This window comes from Micromonospora sp. CA-240977 (genome assembly GCF_050942285.1).
Taxonomy (GTDB): Bacteria; Actinomycetota; Actinomycetes; order Mycobacteriales; family Micromonosporaceae; genus Micromonospora.
In genome coordinates this window covers 4958587-4975805 of the sequence record NZ_CP192055.1, presented here as the reverse complement: position 1 = coordinate 4975805, position 17219 = coordinate 4958587, and the positions used below count along the sequence as shown (strand labels likewise).

Below are 17219 nucleotides of genomic sequence, written 5' to 3'. Positions count from 1 at the left end.
CATGGACGTTCTCGACGAGCTGCGTCCGTGGCAGGAGACGTTGCGCGGGCAGTTCCCTCTCATCACCGCCAACCCCGACGTGGCGTACCTGGACAGCGCCGCCACCTCGCAGAAGCCGCAGGCGGTCCTCGACGCCGTCCTGGCGTACCTGACGACTGGCAACGCCAATGCCGCCCGGGGCACATACCCGTGGGCGAACCGGACCACCAGCCGCATCGAGCAGGCCCGCGACCGGCTGCGCGGCTTCCTCGACGATCCGGCGCCGCAGCGTTCGGGCGTGCACTTCGTCAGCGGCACCACCGAGGGACTGCGCGCCATCGCCCGTGACTGGCTCGCCCCGCAGCTGCGTGAGGGCGACGAGATCATCGTGCCGTTCGCCGATCACGCCGCCAACAACGCACCCTGGCTGGAAGTCGCGGAGCTGCTGCGTCACCGGGGGGTTTCCGTCGGCATACGGGGAATGCCCTACGACGCCGCCCGCGACTACGACACCGACCGGCTGGCGTCGATGATCAACGATCGGACGCGCCTGATCGCCGCGACCCACGTGCACCACGTCTACGGCAATGACATGAACGTGCACAGGCTGCGCGAGGTAGCCGGGCCGAACGTCCCGATCTGCCTGGACGCCGCTCAGGGCGTGGGGCACCTGCCGCTGTCCACCGCGGCGACCGACGTGGACTTCGTGGTGTTCTCCGGGCACAAGGCGATGGCGCTGCCGGGCACCGGGGCGGTCTGGGCGCGTAATCAGCGCGGTCCGACCTACGCGCCGGCCGGTTGGCACGGCTCACCCAACACCAGTGGCATCATCAGCCTGGTCGCCGCGCTGGACTGGCTCGACGCCGCCGGCCTGGATCGCGTCGCCCGGTGGAACACCGCTCTCGGCGCGCGGCTCACCGACGGGTTGCACGCGCTGTCCAACGTCGAGGTGTTGGGATGTCAGAGCAGCCTGGGCGTCGGCAGCCGGGTGCAGCAGCGCCAGGGCATCGTGGCTTTTCGCCACCGTCTGATCGGCTCGAACGACCTCGGGTTCATTCTGGCCGCGCACGGGCTTCTGGTGCGCGCGGACGGTCACTGTCAGGGCGACCAGGGCGAGAAGACGGCATCCGTACGGGTGAGCCTGCACGTCTACAACACCGCCGAGGAGGTGGACCGGCTCCTGTCGGTCCTGACGGAGTTCGAGCGGGATTGACCGACACGACCGCGATATGCGGGTTCTTCCAACTCGGGCCGCCTACCCTGTCGGAAATGGCTTCCGTTATCGTGTGGCCGCCCCGTCCCCGCGTCGTCCCGGAGTGCACCCATGGCAACGACCGCCCGCGCCCCCGGCGCCGTGCTCGACCGCACGCAGGCCGTCCGGTGGCGCGAGGCATGGTCTCAGGTCATGGAAGGATTCGTGCCGCAGCTCGCCAGTCTCGAGGAGACGCTGTGCCGTGTCGCCGAGGCTGTTCGCGGCCGAGCGCCCGCCCGGGTGCTCGATCTGGGTGGCGGACCGGGCCTGCTCGCCGAGCGGATGGCTCGGCGGTGGACCGATGCCGCGATCACCCTCATGGACATCGATCCAGTGCTGCTCGCGCTGGCGCGCGGGGCCCTGCCGGGCGAGGTGCGCGCGCTGGAGGGAGATCTGTCCACGCCGCGCTGGGTGGATCGCGCGGGTGGCGGCTATCACCTGGTCACGGTGGTCATGACCCTGCACTACCTGCCACCGGCTCGGGCGCGTGCGTTCTATGACGACGCCCGTCGTTGCCTGGCGCCCGGCGGGCTGCTCATCGTCGCGGACCTCATGCCCGACGAGGGGCTCCCGTCCCTGATGAGCGCCTTGAACCCGGCCCCGGATGAAGCCGCCGCGGAGCTGGCCTGGGCGCAGTGGTGGAACGACATCGGGCAGCTGGACGAGCTGCGCCCACTGCTCGCGCAGCGGGCGGCGATCTTCGAGAACCGCCTGCCGGCCGAGTTCACCGCTCCGGGCTCCTGGCATGCCGCCGCCGCCCGTGAGGCCGGCTTCGACGAGGCCGGGATCCTCTGGCGATGTGGCAGGCATGCGGCGTTGGCGGCCGTGGCCTGAGGGTCAACAGCCCGGTCCCCGGGCGCCGCGGGGCGACACATGCACGTGTGGTCATCTCGCTATTAGACGATACTTAGTGAAAACGACTACCGTTCCGGATCTCAGGAATGGAGTGTTTTCGTGAAGCATGCGCAACGCACGATCATCGCCGCGGCGACCGCCGCCGCGCTCGTTCTTCTTGGCGGTTGTGGCTCGGGTGACGACGCGGCCGAGGGCGGTAGCAACGCCTCGGCCGGCACCGGGCTCGCCGTGGTCGCCACCACCCCCGAGGTGGCCGACTTCGTCCGCGCCATCGGCGGCAGCGACGTCACCGTCACACAGATCATCAAGCCGAACGTGGACCCGCACGACTACGAGCCCACTCCCGCCGATATCCAGGCGATCGGTAAGGCCACCATCGTGGTCAAGAACGGTGTCGGACTTGAGGAGTGGCTCGACCAGACCATCGGGTCGGCCGGCTTCAAGGGCGCCGTCGTCGACTCCAGCCAGGGCGTCACCCTGCGCGAGGGCGGCCACGAGGAGGGCGAGGCCGGCCACGAGGAGGGCCAGAGCGCGCACGAGGGCGAGGAGCACGACCCGCACATCTGGCACAACCCGCTGAACGCCAAGACGATGGTCGCCAACATCGAGAAAGGCCTCGCCGCGGCCGACCCCGCGCACGCCACCGCCTTCGCTGGCAATCTGAAGAACTACACGGCGGAACTCGACAAGCTCGACACGGACAACGAGGCCGCCTTCGCCAAGATCCCTGCCGATCAGCGCAAGCTCGTGACCAACCACGACGCCTTCGGCTACTACGTCGACCGGTACAGGTTGCAGTTCGTCGGCTCGGTCATCCCCAGCCTCGACACCTCCGCCGAGCTGAGCGCGAAGCAGCTCACCGACCTCGTCGCGAAGATCAAGGCCACCGGTGCGAAGGCCATCTTCGCGGAGACGTCGCTGCCACCCAAGAGCGCCGAGGCAATCGCCAACCAGGCCGGCGTCAAGGTCATCGGCGGTGAGGACGCCCTCTACGGCGACAGCATCGGCGCCGAAGGCACACCCCAGGGCACCTACCTCGGTGCCGAGCGGCACAACACCCAGGTCATCGTCACGGCTCTGGGCGGCTGACATGGGCGATGCCGCGGTGGCCGTCGCCGCCCTTCGCTACACCGAGGTGAGCGTCGGCTACCACGGCACGCCCGTGCTCACCGACGTCAACCTCGAACTGACCCCGGGGCAGCGCCTGGCCCTGATCGGGCCGAACGGCGCGGGCAAGTCCACCCTGATCAGGTCGATCCTCGGCCTGGTCCCGGTCCTCGCCGGCACGTCCACCGTGCTCGGGCGTACACCGGCCCAGGCCCGAGCCCTCACCGGATACGTTCCCCAGACCGACTCCCTCGATGCCGACTTCCCCGTGACCGCCGCCCAGGTCGTCATGATGGGCCGCTACCGGCGCATCGGCTGGTGGCGCCCCACCCGCAGCGCCGACCGTCGTTTGGTCCACGAGGCGCTCGACCGACTTGGCCTCGCCGGTCACGCGAGGACCCACTTCGGCGTGCTCTCCGGTGGCCAGCGCCAGCGGGTACTGCTGGCCCGCGCCATCGCCGCCGAGCCACGGCTGCTACTCCTCGACGAGCCGTTCAACGGCGTCGACGCGGTGAGCCAGGAAGCCATTCTGTCCGTCCTTCGCGAACTCAGCGCGGTCGGGACCACCCTGGTGCTGAGCACCCACGATCTGACGGTTGCGCACGAGCTCGCCGACACGGTCTGCGTGCTCAACGGCCGGCAGTGGGCGGTCGGCCCGCCCGATGAGACGTTGACGGCCGATACGCTGCGCCGCGCGTACGGCGGACACGCCATCGAGCTGAGAGACGGCCGGACAGTGCTGGTGGAACCGTGATCGAGCCATTCACCGTACCGTTCATGGGGCGCGCCCTGGCCGAGCTCGCGCTGCTCGCCCTCATCTGCGGACCGGTCAGCGTCTTCGTCTTCACCCGCCGCCTGTCGTTCGTCTCCGACGCGCTCACGCACACCGTGTTCCCCGGCGTCGTCATCGGGTTCCTGGCCGGCGGCATCGAGGGCATCGTCGTGGGGGCGCTGGTCGCCGGCGTCGTCACCGCGGTGGTGCTGACCCTGCTCAGCCGGGGCGGGGCGCTGTCCGACGATGCCTCCACCGCCGTGGTGCTCACCGCCATGTTCTCGATCGGCGTGGTGCTCGTGTCGCGGCGCTCCTCCTACACCTCGGATCTGACGTCGTTCCTCTTCGGACGCGTCCTGACGGTGACGCCGCGTCAGATCGCGGAGACCGCCGTGCTGGCGGTCGTCATCCTCGGGCTGCTGCTGATCAGCGCCCGCGCTCTGATCTTCCGGACCTTCGACCCGGCCGGAGCGGCCGCCGCCGGCTTCCGGATCGCCTGGCTCGATTTGCTGCTCAACATCATCGTCGCGCTCGTCGTCGTCGCCGCGGTACGCGCCGTCGGCACCATCCTCGTGGTGGCGCTGCTCATCGTGCCGGCCGCGACTGCCCGCATGCTCGCCACACGCCTGCCGCTGATGGCGATGATCGGCACCGGCCTCATCCTTGTCGCCGCATACGGCGGCCTGCTGGCCAGCTGGACCGCGTCGGTCGACTACGGCATCTCTCTGACCTCGGCCTCCGCCGTCGTCCTGCTGCTCGTGCTCGCCTACCTGCTGCTGCTCCCACTGGGCGCGCTGCGGTCGAGGCACAACCACGGGCGGATCGCCCCCGACGCAAGGAGATCGCCCCATGAACTGGTGGGATGACGCGCTACACCGAGCCACAGCCGAGGTGCTGCTCGCCGGCGCGCTCGCCGGACTCGTCGGCGTTCACGTCGTACTCCGCCGACTGTCCTTCTTCACCATGGCCCTGACCCACGCCACCTTTCCCGGGGTCGTGGCCGCCTCCATCATCGGCGTCAACATCGTCGTCGGCGGCGTGGTCGCGGGCGCGATCGTCGCGCTGGGTGTCGCCGCGCTCAGCCGCCGACAGAGCCAGAACACCGCCGCCGCGACCGGCGTCATGCTCTCCGGAGGCTTCGCGCTCGGCGCCGGGCTCGTCGCTACCCAGAACGGCTTCAGCCGAGACCTGACATCGTTCCTCGTCGGATCGATTCTCACCGTCAGCCCGCAGGACCTCGTGACCACCGCGGTCGTGCTCGTCGTCGTCGCGGCCGTCCTGCTGGCCTGCGCCCGTCCACTGCGCTACACCGGCTTCGACCGGGCCAGCGCGCAGGCGGCCGGCTTCGCCACCGGTGTCTGGGACGTCGTGCTGCTGCTCGCCATCCAGGTGGCGGTCGTGACGATCGTCCCGGCCATCGGCACGATCCTCGCCCTCGCCCTCATCGTGGCGCCGGCAGCGGCGGCGCGCCAGTGGTCGCACCGGTTGAGCATCATCACCGCCCTGGCCGTCACGCTCGGCGCTCTCAGCGGGCTCGGCGGCCTGTACGCGTCCAGCCGCTGGGACATCGCCGCCGGCGCGAGCATCACCCTGACCGCCACCGCGGTCCTGGCGCTGTCGACAGCGCTGTCCCAGCTGGTCAGATCCAGGCCCACGGCGACCGCCCGCCTGCGGGCGTTTCCGGCATGAGCACCGCACACCTCGACGAGACGAGGCGTGCCCTGGACCGCGCGGTGGTCGTGCTGCGCGCCATGGCGTACGAGCACCGGATACGCATTCTCGTGCTGCTGCAGGACGGTGAACAGACGCCGGCGTCGCTGGCGGAGGCCATGTCCACGGATTCGACGATCATTGCCCGCCACCTGCGGTATCTCAAGGAGGCCCGGTTGATCCGACGCAAGCGTCGCGGGCGGGAGGTCACCTACACGCTGCAGGGAGAGGCCACCAGGCGACTCATCGCGGAAGTGCTGCACCACGCCGAGCACTCGGCCTGAACAGCGCGCGGGAGTTTCTACGGCCGGCTTCACCGTTGTGCGCCGAGCACGTCGCCCTGGTCATCCGAACGCGCCTCGGTTGCCACAAACCTACGGAGACCCGCGACCGAGATTGCTAGGCGTCACGGCGCAGCGTGAACCAGAACGTCGGCACCGGGTTGGTGCCCGGTGTGACGTCGATCAGTTCCCAGCCGGGGAACCTGGCGCGAAGCTCGTCGGCGGTGACGCCCGCCGCCCACGACGTGACCTCGGGGATCGGATTGCCGAGCGGCTCGGGACCGTACCCGAACATCAGCAACCGTGCTCCGGGAGCGGCGCGGTGGGTGAGCCCGGCGGCGTAGGCGTCGCGGCGGTGCAGCGGGACCCCGCAGTAGCAGCTCAGGTCGAAGAACAGGTCGAAGGGGCCCGGCACGTCCAGCTCGTCGAGGCGGGTGGCGTCTCCGTGCAGCACCCGTACCGCCACTCCCGCCGCCGCGGCCTTCTCCCTGGCCTGGTCGACGGCGCTGTCGATCAGGTCGACGGCCGCCACCTCCCAGCCGTGGCGTGCGAGGTAGGTGGCGTTGGTTCCCGTGCCGCAGCCGAGCTCGAGGGCGCGGCCGGGCGGCAGCGCGCCGTGCCCCTCTACCAGGTCGACCAGCTCGGGCGGAGTCACGCCGGTGTCCCATGGTGGCTTGCCGGAGCGGTAGTAGCGCTCCAGTGCGCGGTGGACGGACTCCTCTTCCGGATCTCGCCGCGTTGGGGCCAGGTCCGGTTCCGGCTTCTGGGTGGCGTTGGGCTGGTCCATCGTCTCCTCCAAGAATCTAGAGTTGAACTCTAGTGACTTACTCTAAAGGTAGGCTCCCACTATGGACAAGGTCAAGCGACCGGACAAGCGGGCCGAGCGCTCACGCCGTACCCGGGAGAAGGTCGTCGAGGCGGCTCGCGAGCTGTTCGTCGCGCAGGGTTACGGGGCGACGAGCCTGCAGGAGGTCGCGGACCGGGCGGGCGTGGCCGTCCAGACGGTCTACTTCGTCTTCCGCAACAAGCGCACGCTGTTCAAGGACGTCGTCGACACGTCCATCGCCGGGGACACCGAGCCGGTCGCCACGATGGATCGGGAGTGGTTTCGCGCCGCGTGCGCCGAGCCCACCGCGGCCGGGCAATTGCGCGCGCACGTCCATGGCACCCGCGAGATCCTGGCCCGGGTCGCCCCGATCATGCCGCTGATCGCGGCCGCCGCAGCCACCGACCCGGAGATCGCGGCACAGTGGCCGGACGGCTCCGACCCGCGTTACACAGTGCAGTACGCAGCGGCCGAAGCCCTGGTCGGCAAGCCCGACACCCGTCCCGGCCTCTCCATCGAGATGGCGGCGGACCTGCTGTTCGGCCTGCTCAGCCCGCAGCTCTACCTGATCTTCGTCCGCGACCGCGGCTGGTCACCGGACACGTGGGAAGAGTGGGCCCGCACCGCCTTGACCTCCCAACTCTGCGCCGACCCCGGCTAGGGCCTGTGTCGAAGTCGGTTACCGCCATTCGTTGATGGCGGCGAGGTGGATGGTGGCTTCGTAGCCGGCGGGTATGTCGAAGCGGGTGGCCGGCCCGGTTGCGTTTGAGCCGGTTGATGCCGCACCTCACAGCGTGTCGCTGCTGACACCGACCGTCAGGGTCAGGTGATGGTGACGGTGGTGCTGTGCCAGCCGGTCGCGCCGTCGGGGAAGGGCGTGGCGCGCTTGTCGGTCTGGGTGGCGCCGGTGGCATCGGTGGCCCGTACCCGCAGGGTGTGGCTGCCGGGGGTGGCGTCCCAGCGGTAGGTCCACTGCCGCCACAGGTCCGGTGATGGGCCGTCGGCGAGGCGGGCCTGCCGCCACGGGCCGTCGTCGATCTGCACCTCGACGGCGGTGATCCCGCGACGTTGCGCCCAGGCGAGGCCGGCGATCATGACGGGGCCGGCCCGCCGTTGAGCGAAGGGTTTCGGGGGTGTCGATACGGGATGCGGTCTTGACGGGCGCGTCGGCGACCCACCCGCGTTGCACCCAGTAGGGATCGAACGCGTCGAAGGTGGTCACCTTCATGGAGGTGAGCCATTTGCAGGCGCCGACGTAGCCGTAGAGGCCGGGGACCAGCATGCGGACGGGGAAGCCGTGTTCCAGTGGCAGTGCTTCGCCGTTCATGGCCACGGCCAGGAGCGCGTCGCGGCCGTCGAGGATCGCGTCGATCGGGGTGCCGATGGTCATGCCCTCCACCGAGCGGCTGACGAGCTGGTTCTGCCCGGCGTGGATGCCCGCCTCGCGTAGCAGCGGCGCGAGCAGGATCCCGGCCCAGCGTGCGGTGCCGATATACGGGCCGCCGACCTCGTTGGAGACACAGTTGAGGGTGATGTCGCGCTCCACGAGACCGCGGGCGATGAGGTCGTCGAACGTCCAGGTGCGGGGCCGGTCGACTGCTCCGTCCAGGGTCAGCCGCCAGGTTTCCAGGTCGACCTGCGGAACGGTGAGGGCGGTGTCGACCCGGTAGAAGTCCCGGTTGGGGGTGTGGAACGCCGAGACCCCGTCCACGCCAATGGAGACGCCGTCGGGTAGCGGCGGCGCGGGTTGCGCCGGCGACGGTAGGCGGACGTTGGCGCGGGAACGGGCGCCTGCCGCGTTGCGACGACCGACGGCCTGACCGAGGGTTGCCGTGGCGCCGGCGGTGAGCCCTGCCCCTGCCGCCGTGGCCAGAAACTGGCGGCGGTTGAGCAGCCGCGGCCGACCCGAGCCGGGGACCACGACCGTCCGGGCGGCGCGCACCACCACCAGCATCACGGCCATCCCGATGCCGGCGCCCGCCAGGACCGGCAGGACGTCCAACGGCGTCGCCGCCGGGCGGGACAGGACGGCGACGACGCCGGCAGCGGCGAACGCGGCGAGGCCGGCCAGACCGTAGCGGCGTCGTCGTAACGCTGCCGCGCCGAGCAGGACGGCGGTCAGGGCCAGCAGGGTGTAGACGCCGGCGAGGAGGGCGACCTTGTCGTTGGTGCCGAAGGTGCGGATGGCGAATGCCTTGGCCGGTTGCGGCGCCGCGTCGACAGCGACACTGCCGACTGCCAGCACCGGATCGGCGCCCGGATTGACCAGCGCCGCGACGAGATGCGCCACGCCGAGGGCAACCCCGGCGGTCAGCACGCCGACGACGAGGCCGCGGGCGGCGGTCATGCCCCGGGACGGCCCCGGCCGGCGAGTCGCCGGCCGGGGCTCGGTGGTGGTGGGCACCATCAGCTCTTGGGCATCAGAACGGTGTCAACGATGTACACGGTGGCGTTGGCCGTCGAGACGTTCCCACAGACCACCATCGAGGTGCCGTTGACGGTGAACGACGTGCCACTACCGGTCACCGTGATGTCGTCGCCCTGCAGTGTCTTGTGGGTGCCGGCCAGGGTTTCCGGGGACAGCTGGGTCGTGACCACGTGGTAGGTCAGGATCTTCTTCAGCATCGCGTCGTCGGCCAGGACCTTGTCCAGGTCGGCCTTCGGAATCTTGGCGAACGCGTCGTTGGTCGGCGCGAACACCGTCAGGCCCGGTGTGCCGTTGAGCGAGTCCACCAGGTTGGCCTTCTTCACCGCCGTCACCAGCGTCGACAGCAACGGATTACCGGACGCGGCGGTGGCCACCGGCACCTTCGCCATCGCCTCGAAACTCCCCGGGTTGGACGGATCGGCCGGCACGGCCGCGCACCCCGGGCCGAACTGACCCGACATCATCATCGACGGCGAGGCCGAGGCCATTGGCGCGCTGGCCGACATGCTCGGCTCGCCGCTCGCACCGCTGGCGGTCCCCTCGGTGTCGGTGCTGCCACAGGCGGACAGGGCCAGCGCAGCGATCACGCCGACAGTGGCAAACAGGCGCCGCTTCATACGAACTCCTCAGATGCTTGTACTCGATTGCTGTCATGAGGCATTCGAGGCCGACCCGCAGACGGATGGGTACAAGATCGGAGTCTTTTGCTGTCGCTGGTCGCGGCGACCGCCGGCCACTGGGCGGGAGGCGCCAACCCTGAGGAAGGCGGCGGGCTGGGCTGGCGATCGCGATCCAACGCCACACCTACGGTTGTTCGCCGATGTGGGCCGCCTACCACTGGCCGGGGTGGCACCCTGGGTCCGTGGACCGGGCAGGGAGTTGGGGGGAGGCTGGCATCGGGATTTCGGTGAACGGCCTCTGATGCGTACCGCGTTGATCGTAGTGGCCGCGCTGGTGGCGGCGGTGGTCGTGGACCTGGTCTTCGGCATGCTCGTCCGCCGCGTGGCCCGTGGCCGTTACCGGTGGCTGCTGGAGCCGTTGCGGCATGCCTGCCGCCGTCCGGCGGCGGCGGTCCTGCTGGTCGGGGCGTTGTACTACGCGCTGCCGTTGGGTCCGGCTGGTTGGCAGCCTCATGTGCGGCACGTCGTTCTGGTGGCCCTGGTCGTGTCCGGGGCATGGTTGGTGATCAGGGCGTTGCACGTCGCCGAGGCGGTCGCGTTCAGCCGACTGCCGGGCGACGCGGTCGCCAGCCGGCGGGTCCGGCGGGCGCGCACCCAGATCCGTCCCGTGCGGCGGCTCACCGTCGCCGTGGTCACCATCGTCGCCGTCGGTCTGATCCTGATCACCTTCCGGCCGGTACGTCTCTTCGGCGTCTCCGTGTTGACGTCGGCGGGAGTGGTCGGCGCGTTGATCGGTCTGTCGGCCCGTACCGCGCTCGGCAACGCGTTCGCCGGTGTCCAGGTCGCTTTCGCCGACGGTCTGCACGTCGGCGACGTGCTGGTGGTGGACGGTGAATGGGGCCGAGTTGAGGAGGTGAAGCTGACCAACGTGGTGATCCGGCTCTGGGACGAGCGGATGCTCATCCTGCCGACCACGTACTTCACCGAGCGGCCGTTTCAGAACTGGACCCGGAACGAGTCCCGGGTGGTCGGCAAGATCCAGATTCATGTCGACCACACCGCCGACCTGGACGACCTGCGCCGGGAGGCGCGCCGGCTGGTCGAGTCGTCACCGCTGTGGGATCGCGGCCAGTGGGTGCTCCAGATGGTCGACTCCACCCCGCAGGCGGTGGTCATCCAGGTGCAGGCCTCGGCCGCCGACGGCGCCAGCGCCTGGGACCTGCGCTGTGACCTGCGCGAGGGACTCGTCGCCTACCTGCGTGACAATCATCCGCAGTGGCTGCCCCGCACCCGCAGTCAGTATCAGCCCTGAACGGGCGAGCCGGATGGCCCGCCCGCGTCCTCTCGGCGAATCGCCTCGGGCCCGGTGTGAAAGGCCAGCCACGTCTCGCTGATCCTGGTGATCAGCCTGACCGCTACCGCAGCGAGGGTGTGGCCTAGGTGCCGATCCGGCGGGGCTGGAGCTGTCCCGACCCTGGCCCGGTCAACTGCCAGAACTCCTGCGGCAACTGGTCGACAAAGTCCCCGTACTCCTTTGCGCTGGCAGCCTCCCGGAGGGTATCCAGTACGGCTCGCGCTCCGTCGGTGGCCACCTGGCGATCCACCCCGGCCTGGGACTGCACCCGTTCCAGGAATTCGGTGAGCCCGAACCGTTCCGGATCTTCGGTGGGCCTGGACACCAGGTCTCGTAGCTCCCCGGGGAGCTGGGAGGCAAGGTCCCTTGCCTGGCCACCAGTGATCCGTTTTGCCATGGTCTCGAGCGTGGCGCGGGTGATCGGTTCGGCCTGCCCCGGCGGAACGTTGGGTCGTGCCGCCACAGACTGAATGAACTCGCTGTAGTTCACCTCGGATCCCCCCTCGAACGCGGAATGCGGCGGGTACCCGCCCCCACCCGGGTGAAACGGCGCCCGCCCTCAGCGTGGTGGGGAATGACGGTGGGTGATACGTGGGGTCACCCGCAACTGGTACAGGCCGGCGCTGGTGATCGCGTAGAAGACGGGCAGGAGAAGGAAGATGACCAGGCCGATCAAGGGGGCCACCAGGTAGCCGACGATTCCTGCCAGGACGTAGAGGACGACCCCGGCACCGGCCCGGACCCGCTCGACGCGGAAGAAGCCGTCCTTGACCTGTTCCTTCAGCAGGTCGGGGTTCCGGGCCAGGTAGTGGTAGAACGCCAGCCACGTCGCGCACAGCAACGCGCCGATCAGCGCGTAGAGGGCGATGGCCACCCGCTGGTCCGTGTGGTTGTGTTCCCGCAGAGCGTGCGACACGACGATCGTCGGGAACGGCAGCAGCGCCGTGCTGAACAGCACGAACAGGTTCATCCAGTGCAGGCCACGATCGACCTGCTGAATGCGGTTGAACGCCGCCTTGTGGTTGAGCCAGACGACGGCCACGTACGCGTAGGACGCGAGATAGGCGACGTAGGACGGCCACTGACTGAGCAAGCCGGACAGGAGGCGGCCGGGAGGTACGTCCGGCACCCGGAGGTCCAGGACCAGCAGCGTGATGATGATGGCGAAGATGGCATCGCTGAACGCCACGGCACGGCTGGTGTCCGATCGGGTGCCCAGGTTCGTGTCTGGCCCGCTCACCGAGTGCGCCTACCCGGGGTCGTCTCGGGCAAACAGCTGGGCAGCTCGATTGCGAATGCATGGTGCCCGCAGATCGATGCCTTCGGATACGCCGCATCCGGCCACCGGGGGGCGCCGCGGTGGCCGGATGCGGGTGGTGGTCAGGGTTTGAGGACGACCTTCTCGCAGTGGTCCTGCTTGTTCTTGAAGATCTCGAAGCCGTGTTCTGCCTGGTCGAGCGGCAGGGTGTGGGTGATGACCCGGGTCGGATCGATCTCCCCGCGTTCGATGCGCTGCAGCAGTGGCTTCATGTAGCGCTGCACGTGGCATTGACCGGTACGCAGGGTCAGCGCCCGGTTCATCCACGCTCCGGCCGGGAACTTGTCGAGGAAGCCGCCGTACACGCCGATCACCGACACGATGCCGCCGCTGCGGCACGACAGGATCGCCTGCCGCAGCGCGTGTGGGCGCTCGGTCTCCGAGCGGACTGCCTGCTTGATCCGGTCGTAGGCGTGCACGTGCGCGCTGCCGTGGCTGGCCTCCATGCCGACCGCGTCGATGCACTTGTCCGGTCCCCGCCCACCGGTCAGTTCCAGCAGCCGGGACCGCACGTCCACCTCCTCGAAGTTCACCGGCGTGTGGCCCGCGCGTTCGGCCATCTGTAGCCGGTAGGGCTCCTTGTCGATGGCGATGACCTTCGCGGCGCCGAGCGCCCGGGCGCTGTCCATCGCGAACTGGCCGACCGGGCCGGCGCCCCACACCGCCACCACGTCGGTGGACTGGATGTCGCACATCTCGGCACCCATGTAGCCGGTGGGCAGGATGTCGGAGAGGAACAGCACCTGCTCGTCGGTCAGGTCGGACTCGATCTTCAGCGGGCCGACGTCGGCGAACGGCACCCGCGCGTACTGCGCCTGACCGCCCGCGAAGCCGCCGGTCAGATGCGAATAGCCGAAGATTCCGGCGACCGGATGACCGAACAACTTCTCCGCGATCCCGGCGTTGGGATTGGAATTCTCGTAGGGCCAGCGGCCGTTCCGGCGGGAGCACGCGCTGCGCCGAGGAGCACCCCGACCGGCCCGTACAGCGCCACCGCGACGCCCTCGACGAACCGGGCGGCCCACGCAGCCTAGAAGACCACCCCGATGGGGTGCAGCGGATTCAGAGGTAGGACCTCTTGACCGGGTTCGACCAGCTGAGCGGCCGAGCCGAGCATCAACGGCCGTCCCGTGCCGCTCGCGAATACAACGCCCCGATCACCCGCAGCTCGTCGTTCTCGTGGTGGCGCTCCGCGACCAACTGCAGCAGGCGGGTCCACACCTGGGCCTGACGCCATTCCGCGAACCGCCGGTAGACGGTCGGCCAGGACACCCCGAAGCTCTCGGGGATCTGCCGCCACGTGCGGCCGGTGCGGGCGACGTACACGATCGCCGCCAGCACCTGCCGGTCGTCCGCGCGGCGCCGACCGCCACCCTGCGGCCGGTGGACGACAGTGACCGGCACTATCTGCCGGAACAGCTCCCACAGCCCATCCGGTACGAGATGGTGGACGAGTTCCGCTCTGGTCTGCCTGAGCGAAGTCATGTTGTCTTGGCCCGTTGCGTGACGGCGATGCAGCAGAGGACGATGGCCGCGGTCAGCGGCACCATGGCGCTGAGGTGCTCGCCCAGCAGGAGGACCGCCCACACCAGGGTCAGCAGCGGCTGGGCGAGTTGGAGCTGGCTCGCTCGCGCTACCCCGATGAGGCCCATGCCGCGATACCAGACCACGAACCCGCCGAACTGCGAGATGGCCGCGATGTACGCCATACCGCCGATGGCCTCGGCCGTCAGGCGCACCGGCTCCTGCGGAAGCGCGACCGCGCACACGGCGAGGCTTACCGGTGCCGCGAGGACGACACCCCACGCGATGACCTGCCAGCCGGGCATGTGCGCAGAGAGTCGCCCGCCCTCCGCGTAGCCGGCTGCGCAGACCAGCAGCGCGCCGAACAGGTAGAGGTCGGCGATCGTGGGCCGGCCGTGGTTCTGCGAGATGGTGAACGCGATGACCGTGGCCGCTCCGATCGAAGCCGCCGCCCAGAACAGCTTCGACGGGCGGTGTCCGGTGCGCAGCGCGGAGATCGTCGCGGTGGCCATGGGCAGCGCTCCGATGACGACTGCCGAGTGGGCGGTGGTCGAGGTCTGCAGAGCGAACGTGGTGAGCAGCGGAAAGCCGATCACGCAGCCGGCTGCCACCACGGCGAGGGCCGGCCAGTCGCCGGCGGCCGGCAGGGGCGCGCGGGTGGCGAGGAGAGCGGTGAGCGCGATGACCGCGGCGAGGACACCGCGAACCCCGGTGGCACTCCACGGCCCGAATCCGTCGAGCGCCCAGTGGGTCGCCGGAAAGCTGAACGAGAAGCTCAGTACGCCGAGCGCGGCGAAAACCGTCCCGCTTGCGAGTGGTGATATCCGGACGACGGTGATAGCGCTATTCTCCGTACTCATGTCAAACAGTAGCAGTTCCCGTGATCTGGCGGAGTCCATCGCCCAGGAAATAGCGCTACTGCCGGAGGGCACCCGCATCGCGACCCACCGCGAACTGGTGCGGCGCTTCGCCGCGAGCGGCACCACCGTCTCCGCGGCGCTGGCGCTGCTCGCCCAACGCGGACTCATCGCACCCCGCCCCGGTGCCGGGACGTACCGCACGGCGGCCCGCCCCGTAGCCCGCACCGGGGACACGTCCTGGCAGGAGGCGGCCCTTGACCCCGTCGGGGCGGAAGGAGCCTCGATCGGTGTCCTGCGTGACTTCCAGGCGCCCGCGCTGCTGCAGACGCTGTCGACGTCCGGGCCGGACATCGTCGATCTCAACGGCGGTTACCTCCATCCCGGGCTGCAGCCGCTGGCCACCCTGGCCACGGCGATGTCACGCGCGGCCCGACGCACGGAGGCGTGGGACCGCCCGCCTGCCGGTGGGCTGCCCGAGCTGCGGGACTGGTTCGCCGCCGACATCGGCGGCGGCCTCGGTCGTCATGACATCCTGGTGTGCGCGGCGGGGCAGAGCGCGCTGGCCGTCGCGTTGCGCGCGCTCGCTCAGCCGGGAGATCCGGTCGTCCTGGAGTCGCCGACCTACCCGGGCGCCATCGCCGCCGCCCACGCCGCGGGCCTGCGGACGGTTCCGGTCCCCATGGACGCCGACGGTCTGCGCTCGGATCATCTCGACCGGGCCCTCGCTCGTACCCGTGCGCGGGTCATCATCGTCCAGCCGCTGTTCCAGAACCCCACCGGGGCGAGCCTCTCGATGGCCCGGCAGGAGGAGATCCGCGCCATCGCCCGCCGCCACGCCGCCTTCGTCATCGAGGATGACTTCGCCCGGCACATGGCGCATGCCGACGCCGCCACCGCGCCGCCGCCGATGGTCGCCGACGACCCGGACGGCACCGTCGTCCACATCAGATCGCTGACCAAGGTGACCTCGCCGAACCTGCGCGTCGCCGCGATCGCGGCCCGAGGCCCCGTCCTGGCCCGACTGCGAGCCGCCCATGTCATCGACATGCTGTTCGTGCCCGCTCCGCTGCAGCTGACCGCCCTTGAGGTGGTGACCGCCCCCGGCTGGAGGCGAGCCCTCAAAGCCCTCAGCGTCGCCCTGGCACACCGTCGCGAGGTGGCCACCGAGGCCGTTCTGGCGGCCTTCGGCGACCACGCTCTCGCCCGGCGCCCCCGCGGCAGTTACCACCTGTGGGTGTCGCTTCCGGCGCACCTCGACGAGCATCAACTGGTCCCCGTCGCTCTCGCCAAGGGTGTCGCCATCACACCCGGGACAAACTTCTCCGCCACCGGCAACAGCCTCCGTCATGTCCGGCTCAGCTATGTCGCGGCGCCGTCCGCCTCCGACGTCGACGACGCCATCCGTCGGCTCGCGCCGTTGCTCATCGAACGCTGATCCCCAGCCGCCCGGCGATGGCCTCCGCGAAGCGCGTCGGCCCGTGGTCGGTGAACGGCAGGTTCAGCGACGGCTCGCACAACTCCAGTTCCAACACGATGGGCGCGCCGTCGAAGCCGCGGATCACATCGACCCGGGCGTACACCAGCGGACGGTCCAGCCCGAGCTGCGCGCCGGCCGCCGCCAGCGCCGCCGAGGCCACAGCACGTTCGTCCTCCTCGGCGCTCCGGGGCGTGCGGCTCTCGAAGGTGGGGACGTTGACAGTGCCGTCCGGCATGAGCATCGGGCTCTTGCGGATGGCATGGCTGTAGACGCCGCCGAAATAGATCAGGTCCGTCTCACCGTCCCGGTCGACCGATTCGAGGTACGGCTGGAGCAGCGCGACCAGGTCCTCGGAGTGCAGCCGTGCGACGTGGGCGGCAGCGGTGGCCGCGTGGGAACGGGAGAATCGCCTGACGTCCTTCGAGTAGGCGCCCACAGTGGGCTTGACGACGAACTCCGCGGCTTCGGGATGACCGTCGAGGAACTGCCGCACCGCCGCCGACGGGCCACTACCCGGCCGGACGAACACGCTCGGTACCACCGGCACGCCGCGGGCGGCGAGATCCGCCATGTACAGCTTGTCGAGGCTCCACCGCACCACCGGCAGCGGGTTGTGGAGATCCGTCACCGCCGCGACGCGCTCACACCAGGCGAGGAAGGCCGGCAGGCGGTCCACGTACGACCACGGGGATCGCAGCAGCGCCGCGTCGAACCCCGACCAGTCGACGGTCTGATCCTCCCAGTCACACACCTCGGCGACGATTCCGGCGGCGCGGCAGGCATCAAGCAGCAACGCCATGTCGTAGTCGATCGGAAGGCTGGCCTGATCGGTGACCAGAGCGAGTCTGCTCATTGT

General features: G+C 69.9%; 19 protein-coding genes. 10 read left to right on the top strand and 9 right to left on the bottom strand.

What is annotated here, in order from left to right; translation table 11 throughout:
• Position 1: 1 nt before the first annotated feature.
• From ACQPWW_RS22400 to ACQPWW_RS22370, 7 genes are all read left to right on the top strand, one after another.
• Positions 2-1192, top strand: coding sequence for an aminotransferase class V-fold PLP-dependent enzyme (locus ACQPWW_RS22400; protein ID WP_433125291.1), 1191 nt, complete (start codon positions 2-4; stop codon positions 1190-1192).
• Positions 1193-1303: 111 nt separating this feature from the next.
• Positions 1304-2065: a class I SAM-dependent methyltransferase gene (locus tag ACQPWW_RS22395; protein ID WP_433125290.1), complete on the top strand. Its 762-nt coding sequence runs from the start codon at positions 1304-1306 to the stop codon at positions 2063-2065.
• A gap of 120 nt (positions 2066-2185) precedes the next feature.
• Entirely contained in the window at positions 2186-3175 is a 990-nt protein-coding gene (locus ACQPWW_RS22390) for a metal ABC transporter substrate-binding protein (RefSeq protein WP_433125288.1), read from the top strand.
• Position 3176: 1 nt separating this feature from the next.
• On the top strand, positions 3177-3947 hold the full coding sequence (locus ACQPWW_RS22385) for a metal ABC transporter ATP-binding protein (protein ID WP_433125286.1): 771 nt from the start codon (positions 3177-3179) through the stop codon (positions 3945-3947).
• Positions 3944-4831: a metal ABC transporter permease gene (locus tag ACQPWW_RS22380; RefSeq protein ID WP_433125284.1), complete on the top strand. Its 888-nt coding sequence runs from the start codon at positions 3944-3946 to the stop codon at positions 4829-4831. The genes ACQPWW_RS22385 and ACQPWW_RS22380 overlap by 4 nt, the downstream gene beginning before the upstream one ends.
• Complete coding sequence (locus ACQPWW_RS22375; protein ID WP_433125282.1) at positions 4815-5654, top strand: metal ABC transporter permease; 840 nt, start codon at positions 4815-4817, stop codon at positions 5652-5654. The genes ACQPWW_RS22380 and ACQPWW_RS22375 overlap by 17 nt, the downstream gene beginning before the upstream one ends.
• Positions 5651-5959, top strand: coding sequence for an ArsR/SmtB family transcription factor (locus ACQPWW_RS22370; protein WP_433125280.1), 309 nt, complete (start codon positions 5651-5653; stop codon positions 5957-5959). The genes ACQPWW_RS22375 and ACQPWW_RS22370 overlap by 4 nt, the downstream gene beginning before the upstream one ends.
• Positions 5960-6074: 115 nt before the next feature.
• Here ACQPWW_RS22370 and ACQPWW_RS22365 read toward each other — a convergent pair whose 3' ends face one another.
• Positions 6075-6743 (bottom strand): class I SAM-dependent methyltransferase, encoded by a 669-nt coding sequence (locus ACQPWW_RS22365; protein WP_433125279.1) that lies wholly within the window; start codon positions 6741-6743, stop codon positions 6075-6077.
• Between the two features lie 61 nt (positions 6744-6804).
• On the opposite strand from ACQPWW_RS22365, the gene ACQPWW_RS22360 reads away from it, so the two are divergent.
• A complete protein-coding gene (locus ACQPWW_RS22360) occupies positions 6805-7443 on the top strand; it encodes a TetR/AcrR family transcriptional regulator (RefSeq protein WP_433125277.1) in 639 nt (212 codons plus the stop codon).
• 126 nt (positions 7444-7569) lie between these two features.
• On the opposite strand, the gene ACQPWW_RS22355 is transcribed toward ACQPWW_RS22360, so the two are convergent.
• Complete coding sequence (locus tag ACQPWW_RS22355; protein WP_433125275.1) at positions 7570-9186, bottom strand: molybdopterin-dependent oxidoreductase; 1617 nt, start codon at positions 9184-9186, stop codon at positions 7570-7572.
• A 2-nt stretch (positions 9187-9188) separates the two neighbouring features.
• Positions 9189-9827 (bottom strand): fasciclin domain-containing protein, encoded by a 639-nt coding sequence (locus tag ACQPWW_RS22350; RefSeq protein WP_433125273.1) that lies wholly within the window; start codon positions 9825-9827, stop codon positions 9189-9191.
• 304 nt (positions 9828-10131) lie between these two features.
• On the opposite strand from ACQPWW_RS22350, the gene ACQPWW_RS22345 reads away from it, so the two are divergent.
• Entirely contained in the window at positions 10132-11142 is a 1011-nt protein-coding gene (locus ACQPWW_RS22345; protein WP_433125271.1) for a mechanosensitive ion channel family protein, read from the top strand.
• Positions 11143-11266: 124 nt separating this feature from the next.
• Here ACQPWW_RS22345 and ACQPWW_RS22340 read toward each other — a convergent pair whose 3' ends face one another.
• From ACQPWW_RS22340 to ACQPWW_RS22320, 5 genes are all read right to left on the bottom strand, one after another.
• Positions 11267-11674 carry a DUF2267 domain-containing protein gene (locus ACQPWW_RS22340; RefSeq protein ID WP_433125270.1) on the bottom strand — a complete coding sequence of 136 codons (408 nt, stop codon included), beginning with the start codon at positions 11672-11674 and terminating at the stop codon, positions 11267-11269.
• 69 nt (positions 11675-11743) lie between these two features.
• Positions 11744-12424, bottom strand: a complete 681-nt coding sequence (locus tag ACQPWW_RS22335; RefSeq protein ID WP_433125268.1) for a TMEM175 family protein — start codon at positions 12422-12424, stop codon at positions 11744-11746.
• 140 nt (positions 12425-12564) lie between these two features.
• Positions 12565-13386 carry a zinc-binding dehydrogenase gene (locus ACQPWW_RS22330; RefSeq protein WP_433125266.1) on the bottom strand — a complete coding sequence of 274 codons (822 nt, stop codon included), beginning with the start codon at positions 13384-13386 and terminating at the stop codon, positions 12565-12567.
• 232 nt (positions 13387-13618) lie between these two features.
• A complete protein-coding gene (locus ACQPWW_RS22325; RefSeq protein ID WP_433125265.1) occupies positions 13619-13987 on the bottom strand; it encodes a transposase in 369 nt (122 codons plus the stop codon).
• On the bottom strand, positions 13984-14886 hold the full coding sequence (locus tag ACQPWW_RS22320) for a DMT family transporter (RefSeq protein ID WP_433125264.1): 903 nt from the start codon (positions 14884-14886) through the stop codon (positions 13984-13986). Before ACQPWW_RS22320 ends, ACQPWW_RS22325 begins: the two co-directional genes overlap by 4 nt.
• On the opposite strand from ACQPWW_RS22320, the gene ACQPWW_RS22315 reads away from it, so the two are divergent.
• Entirely contained in the window at positions 14885-16321 is a 1437-nt protein-coding gene (locus tag ACQPWW_RS22315; RefSeq protein ID WP_433125263.1) for a PLP-dependent aminotransferase family protein, read from the top strand. The genes ACQPWW_RS22320 and ACQPWW_RS22315 overlap by 2 nt on opposite strands.
• Here ACQPWW_RS22315 and ACQPWW_RS22310 read toward each other — a convergent pair.
• The gene (locus tag ACQPWW_RS22310; protein WP_433125262.1) at positions 16308-17216 is read right to left on the bottom strand and encodes an ATP-grasp domain-containing protein; all 909 of its coding nucleotides are present in this window, start codon (positions 17214-17216) and stop codon (positions 16308-16310) included. The genes ACQPWW_RS22315 and ACQPWW_RS22310 overlap by 14 nt on opposite strands.
• Positions 17217-17219 lie beyond the last annotated feature (3 nt).